Genomic DNA, 18,389 nt, shown 5'->3' with positions numbered 1-18,389 from the left:
GGCGTCGGGACGTTAGCTCAGTTGGTAGAGCACAGTGTTCACATCGCTGGGGTCACTGGTTCGAATCCAGTACGTCCCACCATCCCTCCGACAAATCGCACGTCCGATGCCTTGCATGTCAATGGCATTTGAGCCTGCGCGTGACCCGTGCTACGCGGGGTGGGAACGCAAAACTGGATAGCACATGGCCAAGACCCGCAAGAAAGGCCCGCTTTTCACCCCCGTCGACAAGGTGAATATCGGGTGGTTTTTCCGCAAATATCTACGGCCTAAACTGGGCTGGCTGGGGCTGATCTTTGTCCTGATCCTCGCGCAGGGTGTGGTGTATCAGCAATTCCTCGCAATGACGGAGGAGGGGCTGCGCGTCATCTTCGACTCCGGCACGATCCGTGAATTGCTCATTATCTGCGCGATGGTGTTTGGCCTGTTCACGTTCCGCGCTGTGACAAGCTATGTCGTGCCACGCGTGTCCGCGATTGTCGCCAATGACGCGATCTATCAGATGCGGCGTGATCTGATCGCGCGGCTGATGCGCCTTGACCTCGCGTTTTTCGAGCGCACCCCGTCGAGCGAAGTGATCTTGCGCCTTTACCGTCAGGCCGATCAGCTTGGCCTCTTTATCGGGCAAAGCACGGTGAATGCCGCGCGCGACGCATTGACGGTGATCATCGTGTCGGCATGGCTGATCTGGCAGCAGCCCTTCCTGTTTGGCGTGTCGATCCTCGTGATGCCAGTGATCATCGGGATCATGCTGGTGACCTCTCATTTCGTGAAGAAGTTTCAGCAATCGGCCGAGGACAGTTTCGGCGCCTATATCAACGATATCGAAGAGATGACGGGCGGGATGCGCACGGTCAAGATCGCGGGGCAGGAGGAGGTCGAGCAGGCCCGCCTGACCGAAGCCACCGGCCTGATCAAGCGGCTCCTGATCCGTTTGCAAACAGCGCAGGCGGTCGTGATGCCCACGCTCGATATGGCCTCCGCGATTGTCTATATGCTGGTGATCGGGATCGGCGGATATATCGTGCTTGATCCCGCATATGACGTGGATGGCGCGGATATCGTCACCTTCCTTTTGGGACTGGTGATCGTGTTTGATCCCGCCCGGCGCGTTGCGCAGTTTTTCGTGACTTTGCAGGCCAATCTGATCCTGTTGGGGTCGATCCGCGACTATTATACGCTGGAGCCAACGATCAAGGACGCGCCCGACGCGACGGATGATTTCGACCCGCGCGGCGATCTGGTGTTTGAGGATGTGACCTTTGGCTATTCCGACGATCAGCCATTGTTCCATGGTCTGAACCTGACGCTCACAGGCGGGAAGACCACCGCGATTGTCGGCTCCACTGGATCGGGCAAAACCACGATCCTGAGCCTTCTTGCGCGGCTCTATGAGGTGCAGGGCGGGGCGATCACCCTTGATGGCAAGGATATCCGCAGCCTCAAGGTGCGTGCATTGCGCAATTCCTTCAGTGTCGTGGCGCAGGATATCGTGATCTTCAACAAATCGATCTGGGAAAACATCCGCTATATCCGCCCCGATGCGACGGAGGATGAAATCTGGGAGGCGGCGGAGAACGCAGAGATTGCCGACCTTATTCGCCGCAGGGGCGACGCGCCTGTGGGGCCGAAAGGGGCGCAACTCTCAGGCGGGCAAAAGCAGCGCATCGCGATTGCGCGCGCCTTTCTGCGCGATGCCCCGATCGTGATCCTTGATGAAGCAACCAGTGCGCTGGACCAACAGACCGAAGATCGCATCACCCGCGCGCTTGCGCGGCTCGGTGACGGCAAAACCACGATCACGGTCGCGCACCGCATGTCCACCGTGAAGGCCGCCGATCAGATTTATGTGCTGGAGAGCGGCAAATTGGTGGAGCAGGGCACCCATGCCACGCTGATCGCTCAAGGCGGGCTCTACGCCACCATGTTCACCGCGCAGCGTGACGGCTTTGACCGGGAAAAAGCCGATGATTGATAAGCTGGAGATGTTCATCCTTCTGGCGCGGGAGCAGCATTTTGGCCGCGCGGCAGAGGCGGCGGGCGTGACCCAGCCCACTTTGTCCACGGCGATCCGGCAATTGGAGGATCAGCTTGGCGTGATGCTGGTGGAGCGCGGCTCCCGCTTTCGCGGGCTGACGCCCGAGGGGCGGCGGGTGCTGGACTGGGCGCGGCAAATCGTGGGGGACGTGCGCACGATGCGTGCGGAGATGCGGGAGGCCAAGCGCGGCCTCTCTGGCACATTGCGCATCGCGGCCATTCCGACCGCCCTGCCGATGCTGCCCCGCCTGATCGAGCCCTTTCGGGCGCGCCATGGGGATGTTCAGGTGCGGGTCCATTCCGCGTCCTCCGTCGATGTGCTGCGCTGGCTTGACGGGTTCGAGATTGACGTGGGCATCACCTATCTTGATGACGAGCCGTTGGGCCGGGTCAGCACCATCCCGCTATATGACGAACGGTATCAATTCATCACCACGGCGGACGCGCCCTTGGCAGATCGGGACAGCGTGACATGGGCGGAAATCGCGTCGGAGCCATTGTGCCTTCTGACGCCAGAGATGCAGAACCGCCGCCTCATCAACCGCCATTTCGAAGAAGCGGGCGCAAAACCCCATCCGATGCTGGAGGCAAACTCCATGATCGTCCTCTATGCCCATGTGCTGACCGGCAATTGGGCCAGCATTCTGCCGCTTGATCTGGCGGGGGCGATTGGCTTTTCGTCGGATGTGCGCGCGATCCCGATCGTGGAGCCGGACGCGACCCATGCCATCGGGCTCGTGGTGCCGGAGCGGGAGCCGCACACGCCCTTGGTCGAGGCGATGCTGGCCACGGCGCGGAAGGTGGCACCGGGGCTGACCTCCCTTTGATAGAAAACATCTATCGTTAAACGAAACTGCTTTATTGAGTGGTGGCGCGCCATCGGGTTTTCGTCGTTGCACCAGACGAAAGGCAGCCGCTCATGCACGCAACCCAATCCGATCTTGATGCCCGTACGGCAGAAATTGTTAAGCAATACCAGTCCCTTGAAGGGCCACTCCTGCCCATCCTGAACGCGCTTCAGGCGGAGTTCGGCTATGTCCCGAAATCGGTTCTGCCCGATGTGGCCGCGGCGCTGAACATTTCGCGCGCGGAAATCCATGGGGTTGTCAGCTTTTATCACGATTATCGCGACCACCCGGCCGGGGAGCATGTGATCAAAGTGTGCCGGGCAGAGGCGTGCCAGGCTGCGGGTGGGGAGGCGATGTCGGCCCGGCTTCTGAGCCTTCTGGGCATCGACTGGCACGGCACCACGGCGAACGGAAAAGTGACGGTGGAGCCAGCCTATTGCCTTGGCCTGTGTGCCTGTGCGCCCGCATTGTTCGTGGATGGCGCGCCCATCGGGCGGGTGAGCGCGGATCGGGTGGATATACTCGTGGCGGAGGTGGCGTCATGATTTTGGGCCTCCGGCGGGGATATTTTTTGGAAAGTGAAAGGGCTGTGGCATGAGCACGGTATTTGTCTCGCGCGACAGCGCGGCGCTGGCCTGTGGCGCGGATGCCGTTGCGGCGGCTTTTGTTGCAGCGGGGGTCAAGGTGGTGCGAACCTCCTCTCGGGGCATGATGTGGCTGGAGCCGTTGGTGGAAGTCGAGGTTAATGGCGTGCGCCATGGTCACGGGCCGGTCGCGGCAGGGGAGGTCACAGACCTGCTCGCCGCCGGTCTGCTCGCCGGGCAAGGGCCGAAAGCCATCGGACCGGTTGAGGCGCATCCCTTCCTTGCCAAGCAGGAGCGGTTGATCTTTGCCCGTGCGGGCATCACCGATCCCCTGTCGCTTGAGCAGTATGAGGCCCATGGCGGGCTTGCGGGCCTGCGCGCCGCGATTGCGGATCAGGCCGGGATTGTGGGCACGGTAACGGACAGCGGCCTGCGGGGCCGGGGCGGTGCGGGCTTCCCCACCGGCATCAAGTGGAAAACCGTCGCGGATTGCCCGCCCGGTCAAAAATATATCGTGGCCAACGCCGATGAGGGCGATAGCGGCACCTTCGCGGACCGGATGGTGATGGAGGGCGATCCGTTTTGCCTGATCGAAGGCATGGTCATCGCGGGCATCGCGGTGGGGGCGGAGAAGGGTTTTGTCTATCTCCGCTCCGAATATCCCCATGCGATCGAGGTGATGAATGCGGCCTGTGCGATCGCCCGCGACAAGGGGCTTTTGGGCGATGTGCTTGGCTCGGGCCATCGGTTCGACATGGAAATTCGCGTGGGCGCGGGGGCTTATGTCTGCGGAGAGGAAACCGCGCTCTTGGAAAGCCTTGAGGGCAAGCGTGGCGTGGTGCGGGCAAAGCCGCCCTTGCCCGCGCATAAGGGTTTCATGGGCCGACCGACCATCGTGAACAATGTGGTCACGCTCGCCTCCGTCCCGTGGATCATGGCCAATGGGGCGCAGGCCTATGCGGATATCGGCTTTGGCCGGTCGCGTGGGACCATGCCCATTCAGATCGCGGGCAACGTGGCGCGCGGCGGGCTGTTCGAGGCGGGCTTTGGCCTGACGCTTGGAGAGATCGTTGATGAGATTGCGGGCGGGACCGTGACGGGTCGCCCGGTGAAGGCCGTGCAGGTCGGCGGGCCGCTTGGCGCATATCTTGCGCGCAGCCAGTTCGACACGCCGTTCGACTATGAGGCTTTCGGCGCGCAGGACGCGCTGATCGGCCACGCGGGCGTCGTGGTTTTTGACGATACGGCTGACATGGCCCATATGGCGCGCTTCGCCATGGAGTTCTGCGCGATTGAGAGCTGCGGCAAGTGCACGCCCTGCCGCATCGGCTCGACCCGCGGGTTCGAGACGCTCGATAAGATCATGGCGGGCGTCAATGTGGATGCGAATATCGACTTGCTCACGGACCTGTGTGAGACGATGAAATTCGGCTCGCTCTGTGCGCTGGGCGGGTTCACCCCCTATCCGGTGATGAGCGCGCTCACCCATTTCCCTGAAGATTTCCGGCGCGCGGCGCCGATGGCGGCGGAGTAACTGACATGGGCCTGATCAAAGAGATTGACTTTGGCACACCTGCCAGCACGTCGGAAACGATGGTGACGCTCATGGTGGATGGCCGCGAGATCACGGTGCCCGAAGGCACAAGCGTGATGCGCGCCAGCATGGATGCGGGCATCGCGATCCCGAAACTTTGCGCCACGGATATGGTTGATGCGTTCGGCTCCTGCCGGTTGTGCATGGTGGAGATCGAGGGCATGCGCGGCACGCCCGCCTCCTGCACCACGCCGGTGCGCGATGGCATGGTCGTCACCACCCAGAACGGCAAGCTCAAGAAGCTGCGTCGCGGTGTGATGGAGCTTTATATCTCCGACCACCCGCTGGATTGTCTGACCTGTGCGGCGAATGGCGATTGCGAATTGCAGGATATGGCGGGGGCCGTGGGCCTGCGCGATGTGCGCTATGGCTATGATGGTGCCAACCACGTCAAGCCGACGGTGCCAAACCTGCGCGGGGCGGCGACCGCGCAACCGCAATATATCCCAGCCGCCGATGCCGCAACGGAGGCCTGCGGTGAGGCGCATAACCCGCTCTTTATGTCCAAGGACGAAAGCAACCCGTACTTCACCTATGACCCCTCAAAATGCATCGCCTGTTCGCGCTGCGTCCGGGCCTGTGAGGAAGTGCAGGGCACCTTCGCGCTCACCATGGAAGGGCGCGGGTTTGAGAGCCGCATTTCCGCCGGGATGGGCGAGGATTTCCTCAATTCCGAATGCGTGTCCTGCGGCGCCTGTGTGCAGGCCTGCCCAACCGCGACCTTGCAGGAAAAATCGGTGATCGAGATTGGCCAGCCCGAGCATTCGGTGGTCACCACCTGCGCCTATTGCGGCGTTGGCTGCTCGTTCAAGGCAGAGATGCGTGGCGAGGAACTTGTACGCATGGTGCCCTACAAGGACGGCAAGGCCAACCGCGGGCATTCCTGTGTGAAGGGCCGCTTTGCCTATGGCTATGCCAGCCATTCCGACCGCATCCTCAAGCCGATGATCCGCGAAAAGATCACTGATCCCTGGCAGGAAGTGTCATGGGAGGAGGCGCTGACCTACACCGCCCAGAAATTCCGCCAGTTGCAGGCGGATCACGGGCGCGCGTCCATCGGGGGCATCACCTCCAGCCGTTGCACCAATGAGGAAACCTATCTGGTGCAAAAGCTGATCCGCTCCGGCTTTGGCAACAACAATGTCGATACCTGCGCGCGGGTCTGCCATTCGCCCACGGGCTATGGTCTCAAGACGACCTTCGGCACGTCTGCCGGAACGCAGGATTTCGACTCTGTCGAGCATACGGATGTGGTGATCGTGATCGGTGCAAACCCGACCGATGGGCATCCGGTGTTTGGCTCCCGCCTCAAGAAACGGTTGCGGCAGGGTGCGAAACTGATCGTGATAGACCCGCGCCGGATTGATCTGGTCAAAACACCCCATGTCGAGGCCGCGTATCACTTGCCGCTGATGCCCGGCACCAACGTCGCGGTGCTCACCGCGATTGCGCATGTCATCGTGACCGAAGGACTGGCGGACGAGGCCTTCATCCGCGAACGCTGCGATTGGGACGAGTTTGCTGACTGGGCGGAATTCGTGGCCGATCCGAAGCATTCGCCCGAAGCGACCGCGCTTTTGACCAACGTGCCCGCAGACGACCTGCGCGCCGCCGCGCGCCTGTTTGCGACGGGTGGGAATGGCGCGATCTACTACGGCCTTGGTGTGACGGAGCATTCCCAAGGCTCCACCACCGTGATGGCCATTGCGAACCTTGCCATGGCGACCGGCAATATCGGGCGCAAGGGCGTGGGTGTGAACCCATTGCGCGGCCAGAACAACGTGCAGGGGGCCTGCGATATGGGCTCGTTCCCGCATGAATTGCCGGGCTACCGCCATGTGTCCGACGCAGACACCCGCGCGATTTTCGAAGGCATCTGGGGCACCAAGATCGACGACGAACCGGGCCTGCGCATTCCCAACATGCTTGACGCGGCTGTGGAGGGCACGTTCAAGGGCATCTACATTCAGGGTGAGGACATCCTGCAATCGGACCCGGACACCAAGCATGTCGCCGCAGGGCTTGCTGCGATGGAATGCGTTGTGGTGCATGATCTGTTCCTCAATGAGACGGCGAATTACGCGCATGTGTTCCTGCCCGGCTCCACCTTCCTTGAGAAGGACGGCACCTTCACCAACGCCGAGCGCCGGATCAACCGCGTGCGCAAGGTGATGACACCGAAAAACGGCTATGCCGATTGGGAGGTGACGCTGAACCTCGCCAACGCGATGGGCTGTGGCTGGACCTATAGCCATCCGTCTGAGATCATGGACGAAATCGCTGCGACCACGCCCAGCTTTTCCGGGGTCAATTATGCAATGCTGGAGGAGCGCGGCTCCATCCAGTGGCCCTGCAATGAGGCAAAGCCCGACGGCTCCCCGATCATGCATGTGGACGGGTTCGTGCGCGGGAAGGGCAAGTTCATCCGCACCGAATATGTCGCCACCGATGAGCGGACCGGCCCGCGCTTCCCGCTCTTGCTGACCACGGGGCGCATCCTGTCACAATACAATGTGGGCGCACAAACCCGCCGCACGGCGAATGTCGCATGGCACGCGGAGGATCTGTTGGAAATCCACCCGCATGACGCGGAAAACCGTGGCATTCGGGATGGCGATTTCGTGAAACTCGCCTCCCGTTCGGGGGAGACGACTTTGCGCGCGACCGTGACGGATCGCGTGGCACCGGGCGTGATCTACACGACCTTCCACCACCCCGAAACGCAGGCCAACGTGATCACGACTGACTATTCCGATTGGGCAACGAATTGCCCCGAATACAAGGTGACCGCGGTGCAGGTCAGCCTGTCCAACGGGCAAACGGATTGGCAGCGCGATTATCAGGCGCAGGCCGATCTTTCGCGCCGGATCTTGCCGCGTGTGGAGGCAGCGGAGTGATGCTTTTGGCTCGGAATCAAGCCGCAGGCGCCGAGCCAGCGGCCGTCCGCCCCTCAGGCGGCCGCTTTGCGACGGTACCAGTCAGCCACATGCTCGGAGTAGCTTGCGCGATAAACGGAGCAGCACATCCGGCGATGCGGCCCCCTCGGACGGCCGCTGGCTCGGCACGCGGTTCGATTGAGGGTCGAACATGATCTTCCCCACCCATACCGTTTTGCCCACCGATCAGGGCGCGCGCGCGGTGCCGGAGGAGGTGCCGGTGGCGCTTAGCTATGGGGGCACGACCCATGCGGTGATGATGGCGACCCCGGCTGATCTGGAGGATTTCGCGGTTGGCTTTACCCTTTATGAGGGGATCGCAACGCGCGATGAGATTGAGGAAATCACCATCCAGCCGGTCCCGGACGGGATCGACCTGCAAATCCGTCTGACCGAGGGCGCAGGGGACAGCCTGCGCGACCGGCACCGGCGCATGGCCGGGCCTGTGGGCTGTGGCTTGTGCGGCGTGGAAAGCATCGAACAGGCGATGCGCGCCGCCCCCGCCGTCACCGCTGACCTGACCTTATGTGACGCGAATATTCGCCGTGGGCTTGAGGCGCTGTGGCGGCATCAGCGGCTCCATGAGGAGACCCATGCGGTACATGCGGCGGGCCTGTGGCTGCCGGGGCAGGGGATTGTCGCGGTGCGCGAGGATGTGGGCCGGCACAACGCGCTTGATAAGCTTGCAGGCTTCGCCGCGCGGCAGGGGTTTGCGGCGGGGGCCGTGTTCATAACCTCCCGCATCTCGGTGGAGATGGTGCAGAAAGCCGCCGTGATGGGGGCGCCTGTGCTCGTTGCCGTGTCTGCCCCTACCGCGCTTGCCGTGCGTATGGCGGAGGCTGCGGGCGTCACGCTGGTGGCGCGTGCGCGCGGCGACCGATTTGAAACCTACACATATCAGCACCGCATCACGCGGGGGAGCAGCACCGATGTCGCATGACAAGACCGTTCGCATGGCCAACCAGATCGCGACCTTCTTCAAGAGCCAACCCGAGACGGAGCGACTGACCGGCATTGCCGATCATATCAACCAGTTTTGGGAGCCGCGGATGCGCACGGAGCTTTTCGCGATGCTGGACGCGGGCGATGTGGCGCGGTTTGATCCCTTGGTTATTCAAGCGGCGGAGACGCTGATCCGACGCCCGGCGACCGCCTGAGCCGCGACGTGTCAGGCCCACACCACCGCCCTATGGGAGAGGGGCCGATCGCATGACAGGAGTGGCGGCTTATATCGCGGCCCAGCCTTCTGAGACCCGCGCCCGCCTGTCCCAATTGCGCGCGCTGATCCATGAGGTCGCGCAGGGTGATCCACGGATCGGTCCGCTGAGCGAAAGCCTCAAATGGGGGCAGCCATCCTTTGCCGCCGCGACCGGAACGCCACTGCGGCTTGAGGCACGGGACGGGGGAGGGATCGCCCTCTTGACCCATTGTCAGACAAGCGTGATCTCAGAGATGCGGGAGGCGCTAGGCACCAACGTCAGGTTTGAGGGCAACCGGGCCATGCTGCTTGATGCCTCGGCACCCGTGCCTCAAGACGCGCTGCGCCTGATGATCCACCGCGCGCTGACCTATCGGCTGTGATCAACCGGGCGTGTGGGGGGCTGCGGGCACCGGCAGGCCATTCCAGCTTTTGACCGCCTTGAGCGCGAATGTCGTTCGCATTGAGGCGACGCCTGGCAATTCCGCGAGCCGCGTGCGGTGGATTTCCTCAAACTGCGCGATATCCCGCGCGGCCAGTCGCAACAGATAATCGGCATTGCCTGCCGTCAGGTGGCATTCAAGGATTTCATCGGTGTTGTTCACCGCCTTTTCAAAGGCGCTGAGGGACGCGACGCTTTGGGAATGGAGGGAGATTTCGACGAACACCTCCACTGCCAGTCCCAGCGCCTCCCGGCTCAGGGAGGCACCATATCCAGTGATATATCCCGCCTTTTCCAGCATCTTGATCCGGCGGTGACAGGCGGACAAAGACAGCCCGACCTGTTCGGCCAGTTGCGCGATGGTGCCACTGGAATCCGCCTGAAGCGATTTGAGAATGCGCGCGTCGATTTTGTCCATGCTCTTGCCTCGCTCGCACCCATTCTAGATGCAGGCCCTAGCGTAAACACGAACTTTTGTGGTGATGCCAGTCCGCAGGACCGATTTCAGGCTTTATCTGGGTTGCGCGGGGGAGCGGGCGCTGACCTCGGCCAGTTGTGCATCCCATACGAGCACGCCTGCGATCGGCGGCAGATTGACGAAGCGCAGGGTCGCGGTGAACCCGCGCACCTGACCAGGGGGCACGTCGGGATAAACGGCGGTCCGGTCCTCCCCGATCACGACACAGGCAGCACTCACGGTGGCCTCCGGGCAATCAAGCAGCCTTGTGTCGAGGGTGAAACGGGCAAGGATTGCCTCCTCCGACAGGTTGCTGACCCGCCCGGTCACGGTGGTCAGGCGTGGATCCTGTTCAAACACGATATCCGACAGCACGATCTGATCCGCCGACAGGTCCGGCAGATCATAGCGCGGGTTGATCTGAAAGGTGACGACGGCGGCAATCCCGACGGCCCCCAGAAACACGGCCCCCGGCACCCGCAATCGTGGCCGCTGCACCATTGCGGCCAGAACAATCGTGAGGGCCAGAAGGCCAAGTAAGATGTGCATGAACCGCATCCTGCTGAAGTTATCCTGTTGATTGGGACATAGGCATGATTTGGCGTCAGGCAACGGGAATGGGCAGCGCGGTCGTATTCTTGATCTCTTCCATCGAGAGGGTCGAGGTCACGTTGTAGATCGACACTTCCGAGATCAGCGCACGATAGAAATCGTCATAGGCTTTGGCATTGGGCACGCGGACCTTGAGGATATAGTCGATATCACCCGCAAGCCGGTGCGCCTCCATCACTTCAGGGCGGTTGCGCACGGCGTTGAGAAAGCGCGCGAGCCAGCCCGCGTCATGCTCCGCCGTTTTGATCAGCACGAAGAAACACGCCTCCAGCCCCAGACGCTCCGCATCTAGCACTGCAACCGTTTCCCGGATCACGCCCGCGTCGCGCAATTTCTTCAACCGGTTCCAGACGGGCGTCTTGGATGAGCCGACCCGGCGGGCGATTTCATCCAAGGGCAGTGTTGCATCCGTTTGCACGACGGTGAGGATTTTCCGGTCGATCTCACTCAATTGGACGGTCATTCCTGATATGCTCCAGTTTCGAGAAGGACGTTATCGGCACGAAGCCCATGGCGGACGATAATCCTTATTTCCGCCCGTATATACCCTATTATTGAGAAAAATGTTCTAACTCTCCACATGATTTGAAACACGATCACGGATGTGAGGGTCAGATGCGGCATTTTCCGATCTTTGTAGCGCTTGAGGGGCGGCGGGTTGTCGTGTCCGGTGCGGGCGAATGCGCTGTGGCCAAGCTGCGCCTTATTCTCAAGACCGACGCGACCGTGGCCGTCTATGGATCGGACCCGGACCCGCAAGTGATCGCATGGGCAGCCGAAGGCAAATTGCGCCTCACGCCCCGCCCGATTGCGGAGGGTGACGCGACCTGCGCCGTGCTCGTCTATGGCGCGAATGAGGACGCGGCGGAGGACGCGCGCGCCGTGGCCATCGGTCGCCGTGCCGGGGCGCTTACCAACATCGTGGACAACCTTGCCGATAGCCAATTCATCACGCCCGCGATTGTGGACCGTGACCCGGTGACCGTTGCGATCGGGACAGAGGGCGCGGCCCCAGTCGTTGCCCGCGACATCAAGCGCCGGGTTGAGGAGATGCTGCCGACCTCGCTGGGCCTTCTGGCGCGGATCGGGCAGGCGTTTCGCCCCTTAGCGGATGCGCTGCCAAAGGGCCGCGTCCGCCGGGATTTCTGGAGCAAATTCTATTTCGAGCGCGGGCCCCGCGCGCTCGAAGCCGGGGGTGAGGACGCGGCGCGTGAAGCGCTTGACGCCCTCTTGGCCGATACCCTGTCACACGACGCCACCCCCGGCCATGTTTCCCTCATCGGTGCGGGCCCCGGTGATCCTGAGCTTTTGACGCTCAAGGCCCGCCGCCTGGTGCATGAGGCCGATGTGGTGATCCATGACCGGCTCGTGGGGCCGGGTGTGTTGGAGCTTGCGCGGCGCGAGGCAGAGGTGATCTGCGTTGGCAAAACCGGCTTTGGCCCCTCATGGAAACAGGCCGATATTGACGCGCTGATCGTCGAGAAGGCCCTTGCCGGTGCCAAGGTGGCGCGGCTCAAGGGCGGCGATCCGGCGGTGTTCGGACGGCTCGACGAGGAGATCGACGCGCTGGACGCGGCGGGCGTGACTTGGGACATCGTGCCGGGCATCACCACCGCGTCTGCCGCAGCAGCGGCGATGGGCCAATCCCTGACGAAGCGAGGGCGCAATGCCTCCTTTCGGCTCCTCACCGGACATGACGTGAAAGGCTTTGCCGAGCAGGACTGGCGCGCGCTTGCCAAACCCGGCGCGGTGGCCGCGATCTATATGGGGCGCAAGGCTGCGACCTTTATCCGGGGGCGGCTGATGATCCATGGCGGCGCGGACACGACCCCCGTCACCGTGATCGAGAACGCGACCCGCGCCGATCAGCGGATTGTAGAGACCACCCTGCTTGATCTGCCTGAAACACTTGATACGCAGGGCCTGACCGGCCCTGTCCTGATGATGCTGGGCCTTGCCCCGCGCAGTGCGGCGCAGGCGGTCCACTCCCTTTCCCCCCAATTGGCGGAGGCGCTTTAATCATGCCCAAATCCTTCACTCCCCAGATCGTGACCGCGAATGATCTGATGCTTGGCGATGTGATCTACCTCACCGAAGGGGGCTGGTCCCGTCGTCATGGCGATGCGCTGGTAGCCCGGTCGGCAAGCGAGGCGCAGGAGATGCTCGCCACCGCGCAGGCACAAGCGCTCAAGATCGTTGGCCCCTATCTGGCGGATACGGTTCTCGACGATGCAGGCCGCCCTGCCCCTGTCCATTTCCGGGAGGCTTTCCGCACCCGCGGCCCGTCCAACTACGACCACGGCAAGCAAGCCGATTTGCGCAGCGTTTGAGGGAATAATCAGATGTACCAATATACCGATTTCGATGAGCAATTCGTGCGCGCCCGCGTGCAGGAATTCCGTGGTCAGGTGGAGCGCCGTATCTCTGGCGCGCTGACGGAGGACGAGTTCAAGCCGCTGCGCCTGATGAATGGCCTCTATCTGCAACTCCATGCCTATATGCTGCGCGTCGCGGTGCCCTATGGCACGCTCAACGGCGCGCAGATGCGCCAGCTTGCCTATATCGCGGACCGCTGGGACAAGGGCTATGGCCATTTCACTACCCGCCAGAACATCCAGTTCAACTGGCCGAAACTCGCGGATGTGCCAGATATGCTTGACGCGCTGGCGGATGTGTCGATGCACGCGATCCAGACCAGCGGCAATTGCATCCGCAACGTCACGGCGGACCATTTCGCCGGGGCCGCCGCCGATGAGATCGAAGACCCGCGCCCGACTGCAGAGCTGATCCGCCAATGGTCCACCGACCACCCGGAATTCGCCTATCTGCCGCGCAAGTTCAAAGTGGCCGTGACAGGTGCCCCGAATGACCGGGCCGTGACCAAGGCGCATGATATTGGCCTGCGCATGATCCGCCGTGATGGCGTGCCGGGCTATGAGGTGATCGTGGGCGGTGGCCTTGGCCGCACGCCGATGATTGGCAAGGTGCTTAATGACTTCCTGCCGCGTGAGGACTTGCTGCCCTATCTTGAGGCGATCCTCGCCGTCTATAACCAGCACGGTCGCCGCGACAACAAATACAAGGCCCGGATCAAGATCCTGATCCATGAAGAGGGCGTTGAGACGATGCGCAGCCGCGTCGATGCCGAATTTGCCCGGATCAAGGCCGAATTTGACGGCGTGCCGCAGCATGTGGTGGAGCGGATCCGCGCGGGCTTCCTCCCTCCGGTGTGGAAAGAGGCGGATATTGCCCCCGTGCGCGATCCCGGCTTGCGCAGCTTTATCGACACCAACACCCATACGCATAAGCAGGCCGATTACACCATTGTCACGATCAGCCTGAAGGGCATTGGGGAGACGCCCGGCGATGCCACTTCCGATCAGATGCGCGTGATGGCCGATCTGGCGGAGCGCTTCAGTCACGACGAATTGCGCGTCAGCCATGAGCAGAACGTGATCTTGCCGCATGTGCATAAGGCTGATCTGCCCGCCGTCTATGACGCGCTGCGCGCGGCGGGCCTTGCCACCGCGAATATCGGGCTGGTGTCGGATATCATTGCTTGCCCCGGCATGGATTACTGCGCGCTGGCCACCGCACGCTCCATCCCCATCGCGCAAGAGATCAGCGAAGCCTTTTCCGATCTCGACCGGCAGCGCGATGTTGGCCCGCTCAAGATCAAGATATCAGGCTGCATCAACGCCTGCGGCCACCACCATGTCGCCCATATCGGCATTCTGGGGTTGGAGAAGAAGGGCGTGGAAAGCTACCAGATCACCCTTGGCGGTGACGGCACGGAAAATGCAGCGATTGGGGAGCGGCTTGGCCCCGGTTTTGCCGCCGATGAGATCGTTCCCGCGGTCGAGCGGTTGATCGCGGCCTATCTTGATCTGCGCCTGACCCCGCAGGAAACCTTCCTTGAGGCATATGTCCGTGTCGGCCCCGCACCGTTCAAGGCAGCGGCCTATGATGAGGTGCAGGCAAATGCGGCCTGATCCCAAACGGATAGCGGCGCTCAATGCCTTTTATGAAGGGCAGGGGGCGGAGGTGATCCTTGCCCATGCGGTCGGCGGCTTGTTTGGCGGGCGCGTGGCGATGGTGTCCTCCTTTGGCGCGGAATCGGTGGTGCTTTTGCACCTGATGGCAGAGGCCGAGCCGCACACGCCGGTCCTGTTCGCGGACACTCAGATGCTGTTTGCGGAGACGCTGAAATACCAGCAGGAAGTGGCCGAAACCCTTGGCCTCATTGACATTCGGCGTATCGCGCCGGACCCGGCAGAGCTGTTGGCGGAGGATCGCGCGCGCGATCTGCACATCCGCGACAGCGATGCCTGCTGCGATCTGCGCAAGGTGCGCCCGTTGGAGCGTGCGTTGCGGGAGTTCGATGTGATCCTGTCGGGACGCAAGCGGCATCAGGCCAGCACCCGCGCGGCCTTGCCCCTGTTTGAGCAGGACGCCGATGGCCGGATCAAGATCAATCCGCTCGCCAATTGGGGCAGGGAAGAGATCGCGGCCTATTTCGATCAGCACGCGCTGCCCCGGCATCCGCTGGTGGCGCAGGGCTATCCCTCCATCGGCTGCGCCCCCTGCACCACCCCCGTGGCCGCGGGCGAAGATCCCCGCGCCGGGCGCTGGCGCGGGCAGGATAAGGAAGAATGCGGCATCCACTTCATCGACGGGCGCGCCGTGCGCGGCCCCCTCACGGCGGCTTGAAAGGACCAGACCCATGAGCGTGATCGTCACCAAAAACGGCTTCTCCAAGGACACCAGCAACGCGGGTTTCACCCCGCTTGACGACTGGCAGGGTGCCGGCGGGATCGACCTGCCGAATACGGCCGACGCGGCGGAAGTTTTCGACAAGGTCAAAGACGCGCCCGCCCTGCGCATCCCGTTCCCGAGCTTCGCGGATGGGCGCGGGTTCACCCTTGCGCGCCGCCTGCGCCGCCTGGGCTATGCTGGCACGCTGCGCGCCGAGGGCCACATCCTGTCGGACCAGTTCCGCCACGCGCGCCGCTGCGGCTTTGACGAGGTGGAAATATCCGACGCGCAGGCCCTGCGCCAGCCGGAGGATCACTGGCCGCGCGATCTGCCGCCCGCGTATCAGTTCCGCGTTGGCACTGCCGCGTAATTTCACTTTCTTCAAATATACCCCGCCGGAGGCTTCCACCCTTGCCACCGGCGCTGCCCTTTAAGGTTCTCTCATGACCGTGCAAACACCCATTGCCGTCCATCCCGACGCGCAGACCGTGACGGAGGTCCGCCACTGGACCGATACGTTGTTTTCTTTCCGCGTGACCCGGCCCCGCTCCCTGCGGTTCCGGTCTGGTGAATTCGCGATGATTGGCCTGTTGAAAGAGGATGGCAAACCGCTCCTGCGCGCCTATTCCATCGCGTCGCCGTCCTGGGATGACAGCCTTGAGTTTTACTCGATCAAGGTGCCTGACGGCCCGCTGACCTCCCGGCTTCAGCACATCAGTGAGGGCGATCAGGTCATCGTGCGGCCCAAGGTGACGGGCACCCTGATCCTTGACGCGCTCACTCCGGCCAAGCGGCTGTGGCTTTTGGCGACCGGCACTGGCATCGCGCCGTTTGCGTCGATCTTGCGTGATCCGGACACTTATGCGCGCTATGATCAGGTGATCCTGACCCATACCTGCCGCACCGTGGCCGAACTGGCCTACGGGCAGGAACTGATCGAGGGTCTGCCCGACGATCCGCTGATTGGGGAGCATGTGGCGGATAAACTCCTCTATTACCCCTCCACCACGCGCGAGCCGTTCCTCAATCAGGGGCGGATCACGGATTTGATGCGCTCCGGTCAGGTGTTCGAAGATCTGAACGTCCCCAGCCTTGATCCCGCAGCGGATCGGGTGATGATCTGCGGCTCCATGGGCCTGAACCTCGAGATCAAGGACATTCTCGCCGAGCTCGGATTTGAGGAAGGATCGGTCAATCGTCCGGGTGATTTCGTGCTCGAAAAGGCATTCGTCGGCTGATCGTATCCGAATCGTAGACAATTTGTGGGATTTGCGCCGGTTTGTCTCCGGCGTGAATCGTGCCATCTTCTTGTTCAACAGAACATGAGAGGAGGCACATCCAATGTCCAACCATATCCAAGGCCTGCACCACGTCACCGCCATCTCCGGCGGGGCGCAGCGCAATCTCGATTTCTACGCAAAGGCACTTGGCCTGCGCTTTGTCAAAAAGACCGTTAATTTCGACGACCCCGGCACCTATCACCTCTATTATGGCGATGAGACGGGCAGTGCGGGCACCATCATGACCTTCTTCCCGTGGGAAAATGCCCGCGCGGGTCGGATTGGCGCGGGGCAGGTCAGCCTGACGCAATTTGCGGTGCCTGCGGGCGCGTTGCCTTTCTGGGCGGAGCGGTTGCCCGCGATGGGCGCAACCCATACTGGCGATGACACGCTCTTTGGAGAGGCGCGCAGCCTTTGGACCGATCCCGATGGCCTTGCCTTTGCCTTGGTTGAAATGGCAGACGACACCCGCACCCCGTGGCCAGCAGATGGCATCCCGGCTGGACACGCCATTCGCGGGTTTCGCGGTGTGACGCTGGCCCTGCGCGATGGTGAGGCGGAGCGCACGATCCTGACGGAGGTGTTCGACTATGCCGTAACGGGCCAAGAGGGGCGCGTGACGCGGCTGACCACGACCCATGCGGGGGCGGCGGAGATTGTCGATCTGCATATCGACCCTGAAATGCCCATGGGGGTTGAGGGTGGCGGCTCCGTCCATCATGTGGCCTTCTCCGTGAAGGACCGGGCGGCACAGATGGCCGTGCGGGCGCGGATGGAGGCTGCGGGCATGCGCGTGACCCAGCAGATTGACCGGGATTATTTCTGGGCGATCTACAGCCGCACACCCGGTGGCATCCTGTTTGAAGTGGCAACCGAAGAGCCGGGATTTGCCGCCGACGAACCGGTCGAAAGCCTAGGTCAGGCGCTCAAACTGCCGACGCAGCACGAACCGATGCGCGCGCGGATCGAGGCTGTTTTGCCAAAGCTTTCGGTCTGACCGATGCTGACGGCATATGATCACATCTGGCACCGGGGCGCGGACGGCGCGCCGGTGTTGGTCCTGTTCCACGGCACTGGGAGCGGGAAAGAGGATATCGCGGGGCTTGCCCAGCATATCGACGCGGATGCGTCCTATCTGGCCATGGATGGCGACGTGATGGAGGGGCCGATGCGCCGCTTCTTTCGCCGGACGGGGGAGGGCGTCTATGACATGACGGATTTTGCGCGCGCAACGGCGAAGATGGCAGGCTTTCTGGAGGCGGCTTTTGCGGAATACGGCATCACTTACGCCGTGGGGATCGGCTATTCCAACGGCGCCAATATCCTCGCCAATCTGAGCCTGACGGGGCAGGGGCCACTGCGCCGTGCGGTGTTGATGCATCCACTGACCCCGCATGACCCGGATTGGCCGGACCTGTCGGATTGGCAGGTGCTGATCACGGCGGGCAATCAGGATCCGATCTGTCCCCTTCCGCTGACCGAGCGCCTGATTGCGGGGTATCGCGCGGCGGGCGCGGATGTGGAGGCAATGGTGCTGCCCGGCGGGCATGGCTTGCAATGGGCGGAACTGGACGCTGCCCGGCGATTTGTTGCAGGCGACACCTGAGGGAAGGCCCGGTGGGGGCTGCGCCCGTCACCGGGCCTCC

At 62.6% G+C, this 18,389-nt stretch carries 19 protein-coding genes and 1 tRNA gene; 17 read left to right on the top strand and 3 right to left on the bottom strand.

Annotated features, from left to right (window positions below; all coding sequences use genetic code 11):
* Positions 1-6 precede the first annotated feature (6 nt).
* The 9 genes from FHS89_RS09400 (at position 7) to FHS89_RS09360 (ending at position 9,580) form a co-directional block, all read left to right on the top strand.
* A tRNA-Val gene (locus FHS89_RS09400) sits at positions 7-82 on the top strand.
* A gap of 102 nt (positions 83-184) precedes the next feature.
* Positions 185-1,975 carry an ABC transporter ATP-binding protein gene (locus FHS89_RS09395; RefSeq protein WP_184010951.1) on the top strand — a complete coding sequence of 597 codons (1,791 nt, stop codon included), beginning with the start codon at positions 185-187 and terminating at the stop codon, positions 1,973-1,975.
* Entirely contained in the window at positions 1,968-2,864 is an 897-nt protein-coding gene (locus FHS89_RS09390; RefSeq protein WP_184010949.1) for a LysR family transcriptional regulator, read from the top strand. The genes FHS89_RS09395 and FHS89_RS09390 overlap by 8 nt, the downstream gene beginning before the upstream one ends.
* A 92-nt stretch (positions 2,865-2,956) precedes the next feature.
* On the top strand, positions 2,957-3,430 hold the full coding sequence (locus tag FHS89_RS09385; protein ID WP_184010947.1) for a formate dehydrogenase subunit gamma: 474 nt from the start codon (positions 2,957-2,959) through the stop codon (positions 3,428-3,430).
* A 49-nt stretch (positions 3,431-3,479) separates the two neighbouring features.
* Entirely contained in the window at positions 3,480-5,003 is a 1,524-nt protein-coding gene (locus FHS89_RS09380) for an NADH-ubiquinone oxidoreductase-F iron-sulfur binding region domain-containing protein (protein WP_184010945.1), read from the top strand.
* A gap of 5 nt (positions 5,004-5,008) precedes the next feature.
* The gene (gene fdhF, locus FHS89_RS09375; RefSeq protein ID WP_184010943.1) at positions 5,009-7,960 is read left to right on the top strand and encodes a formate dehydrogenase subunit alpha; all 2,952 of its coding nucleotides are present in this window, start codon (positions 5,009-5,011) and stop codon (positions 7,958-7,960) included.
* A 190-nt stretch (positions 7,961-8,150) separates the two neighbouring features.
* Positions 8,151-8,939, top strand: coding sequence for a formate dehydrogenase accessory sulfurtransferase FdhD (gene fdhD / locus FHS89_RS09370; protein ID WP_184010941.1), 789 nt, complete (start codon positions 8,151-8,153; stop codon positions 8,937-8,939).
* Positions 8,929-9,156: a formate dehydrogenase subunit delta gene (locus FHS89_RS09365; RefSeq protein ID WP_184010939.1), complete on the top strand. Its 228-nt coding sequence runs from the start codon at positions 8,929-8,931 to the stop codon at positions 9,154-9,156. Before fdhD ends, FHS89_RS09365 begins: the two co-directional genes overlap by 11 nt.
* 52 nt (positions 9,157-9,208) lie before the next feature.
* On the top strand, positions 9,209-9,580 hold the full coding sequence (locus FHS89_RS09360; protein WP_184010937.1) for a DUF1801 domain-containing protein: 372 nt from the start codon (positions 9,209-9,211) through the stop codon (positions 9,578-9,580).
* Here the strand turns inward: FHS89_RS09360 and FHS89_RS09355 are convergent, their stop codons facing one another.
* From FHS89_RS09355 to FHS89_RS09345, 3 genes are all read right to left on the bottom strand, one after another.
* A complete protein-coding gene (locus FHS89_RS09355) occupies positions 9,581-10,057 on the bottom strand; it encodes an Lrp/AsnC family transcriptional regulator (RefSeq protein ID WP_184010935.1) in 477 nt (158 codons plus the stop codon). It lies immediately after the preceding gene.
* 93 nt (positions 10,058-10,150) lie between these two features.
* Positions 10,151-10,645 carry a hypothetical protein gene (locus FHS89_RS09350; RefSeq protein WP_184010933.1) on the bottom strand — a complete coding sequence of 165 codons (495 nt, stop codon included), beginning with the start codon at positions 10,643-10,645 and terminating at the stop codon, positions 10,151-10,153.
* A gap of 55 nt (positions 10,646-10,700) precedes the next feature.
* Complete coding sequence (locus FHS89_RS09345; protein WP_184010931.1) at positions 10,701-11,171, bottom strand: Lrp/AsnC family transcriptional regulator; 471 nt, start codon at positions 11,169-11,171, stop codon at positions 10,701-10,703.
* Positions 11,172-11,323: 152 nt separating this feature from the next.
* On the opposite strand from FHS89_RS09345, the gene cysG reads away from it, so the two are divergent.
* From cysG to FHS89_RS09305, 8 genes are all read left to right on the top strand, one after another.
* Positions 11,324-12,727, top strand: a complete 1,404-nt coding sequence (cysG, locus tag FHS89_RS09340; RefSeq protein ID WP_184010930.1) for a siroheme synthase CysG — start codon at positions 11,324-11,326, stop codon at positions 12,725-12,727.
* 2 nt (positions 12,728-12,729) lie between these two features.
* Entirely contained in the window at positions 12,730-13,038 is a 309-nt protein-coding gene (locus FHS89_RS09335; RefSeq protein WP_184010929.1) for a DUF2849 domain-containing protein, read from the top strand.
* A gap of 12 nt (positions 13,039-13,050) precedes the next feature.
* Positions 13,051-14,700, top strand: a complete 1,650-nt coding sequence (locus FHS89_RS09330; protein WP_184010928.1) for a nitrite/sulfite reductase — start codon at positions 13,051-13,053, stop codon at positions 14,698-14,700.
* On the top strand, positions 14,672-15,418 hold the full coding sequence (locus FHS89_RS09325; RefSeq protein WP_425502786.1) for a phosphoadenylyl-sulfate reductase: 747 nt from the start codon (positions 14,672-14,674) through the stop codon (positions 15,416-15,418). The genes FHS89_RS09330 and FHS89_RS09325 overlap by 29 nt, the downstream gene beginning before the upstream one ends.
* Before the next feature lie 13 nt (positions 15,419-15,431).
* Positions 15,432-15,833 carry a DUF934 domain-containing protein gene (locus tag FHS89_RS09320; RefSeq protein ID WP_184010926.1) on the top strand — a complete coding sequence of 134 codons (402 nt, stop codon included), beginning with the start codon at positions 15,432-15,434 and terminating at the stop codon, positions 15,831-15,833.
* Between the two features lie 73 nt (positions 15,834-15,906).
* Positions 15,907-16,701, top strand: coding sequence for a ferredoxin--NADP reductase (locus FHS89_RS09315; protein WP_184010925.1), 795 nt, complete (start codon positions 15,907-15,909; stop codon positions 16,699-16,701).
* A 103-nt stretch (positions 16,702-16,804) separates the two neighbouring features.
* Positions 16,805-17,740, top strand: coding sequence for a ring-cleaving dioxygenase (locus tag FHS89_RS09310; protein ID WP_184010924.1), 936 nt, complete (start codon positions 16,805-16,807; stop codon positions 17,738-17,740).
* A gap of 3 nt (positions 17,741-17,743) precedes the next feature.
* A complete protein-coding gene (locus FHS89_RS09305; protein WP_184010922.1) occupies positions 17,744-18,349 on the top strand; it encodes an alpha/beta hydrolase in 606 nt (201 codons plus the stop codon).
* Positions 18,350-18,389: the final 40 nt, after the last annotated feature.

The sequence above is a fragment of the Rubricella aquisinus genome (assembly GCF_014199445.1).
Lineage (GTDB): Bacteria > Pseudomonadota > Alphaproteobacteria > Rhodobacterales > Rhodobacteraceae > Rubricella > Rubricella aquisinus.
This window is presented reverse-complemented; position numbering and strand designations above follow the sequence as displayed.

Bases quoted from the DNA above. Each gene is read 5' to 3' on its own strand.
- FHS89_RS09395 (WP_184010951.1), top strand. From the start codon at position 185: ATGGCCAAGACCCGCAAGAAAGGCCCGCTTTTCACCCCCGTCGACAAG.
- FHS89_RS09390 (WP_184010949.1), top strand. From the start codon at position 1,968: ATGATTGATAAGCTGGAGATGTTCATCCTTCTGGCGCGGGAGCAGCAT.
- FHS89_RS09385 (WP_184010947.1), top strand. From the start codon at position 2,957: ATGCACGCAACCCAATCCGATCTTGATGCCCGTACGGCAGAAATTGTT.
- FHS89_RS09380 (WP_184010945.1), top strand. From the start codon at position 3,480: ATGAGCACGGTATTTGTCTCGCGCGACAGCGCGGCGCTGGCCTGTGGC.
- fdhF (WP_184010943.1), top strand. From the start codon at position 5,009: ATGGGCCTGATCAAAGAGATTGACTTTGGCACACCTGCCAGCACGTCG.
- fdhD (WP_184010941.1), top strand. From the start codon at position 8,151: ATGATCTTCCCCACCCATACCGTTTTGCCCACCGATCAGGGCGCGCGC.
- FHS89_RS09365 (WP_184010939.1), top strand. From the start codon at position 8,929: ATGTCGCATGACAAGACCGTTCGCATGGCCAACCAGATCGCGACCTTC.
- FHS89_RS09360 (WP_184010937.1), top strand. From the start codon at position 9,209: ATGACAGGAGTGGCGGCTTATATCGCGGCCCAGCCTTCTGAGACCCGC.
- FHS89_RS09355 (WP_184010935.1), bottom strand. From the start codon at position 10,057: ATGGACAAAATCGACGCGCGCATTCTCAAATCGCTTCAGGCGGATTCC.
- FHS89_RS09350 (WP_184010933.1), bottom strand. From the start codon at position 10,645: ATGCACATCTTACTTGGCCTTCTGGCCCTCACGATTGTTCTGGCCGCA.
- FHS89_RS09345 (WP_184010931.1), bottom strand. From the start codon at position 11,171: ATGACCGTCCAATTGAGTGAGATCGACCGGAAAATCCTCACCGTCGTG.
- cysG (WP_184010930.1), top strand. From the start codon at position 11,324: ATGCGGCATTTTCCGATCTTTGTAGCGCTTGAGGGGCGGCGGGTTGTC.
- FHS89_RS09335 (WP_184010929.1), top strand. From the start codon at position 12,730: ATGCCCAAATCCTTCACTCCCCAGATCGTGACCGCGAATGATCTGATG.
- FHS89_RS09330 (WP_184010928.1), top strand. From the start codon at position 13,051: ATGTACCAATATACCGATTTCGATGAGCAATTCGTGCGCGCCCGCGTG.
- FHS89_RS09325 (WP_425502786.1), top strand. From the start codon at position 14,672: ATGATGAGGTGCAGGCAAATGCGGCCTGATCCCAAACGGATAGCGGCG.
- FHS89_RS09320 (WP_184010926.1), top strand. From the start codon at position 15,432: ATGAGCGTGATCGTCACCAAAAACGGCTTCTCCAAGGACACCAGCAAC.
- FHS89_RS09315 (WP_184010925.1), top strand. From the start codon at position 15,907: ATGACCGTGCAAACACCCATTGCCGTCCATCCCGACGCGCAGACCGTG.
- FHS89_RS09310 (WP_184010924.1), top strand. From the start codon at position 16,805: ATGTCCAACCATATCCAAGGCCTGCACCACGTCACCGCCATCTCCGGC.
- FHS89_RS09305 (WP_184010922.1), top strand. From the start codon at position 17,744: ATGCTGACGGCATATGATCACATCTGGCACCGGGGCGCGGACGGCGCG.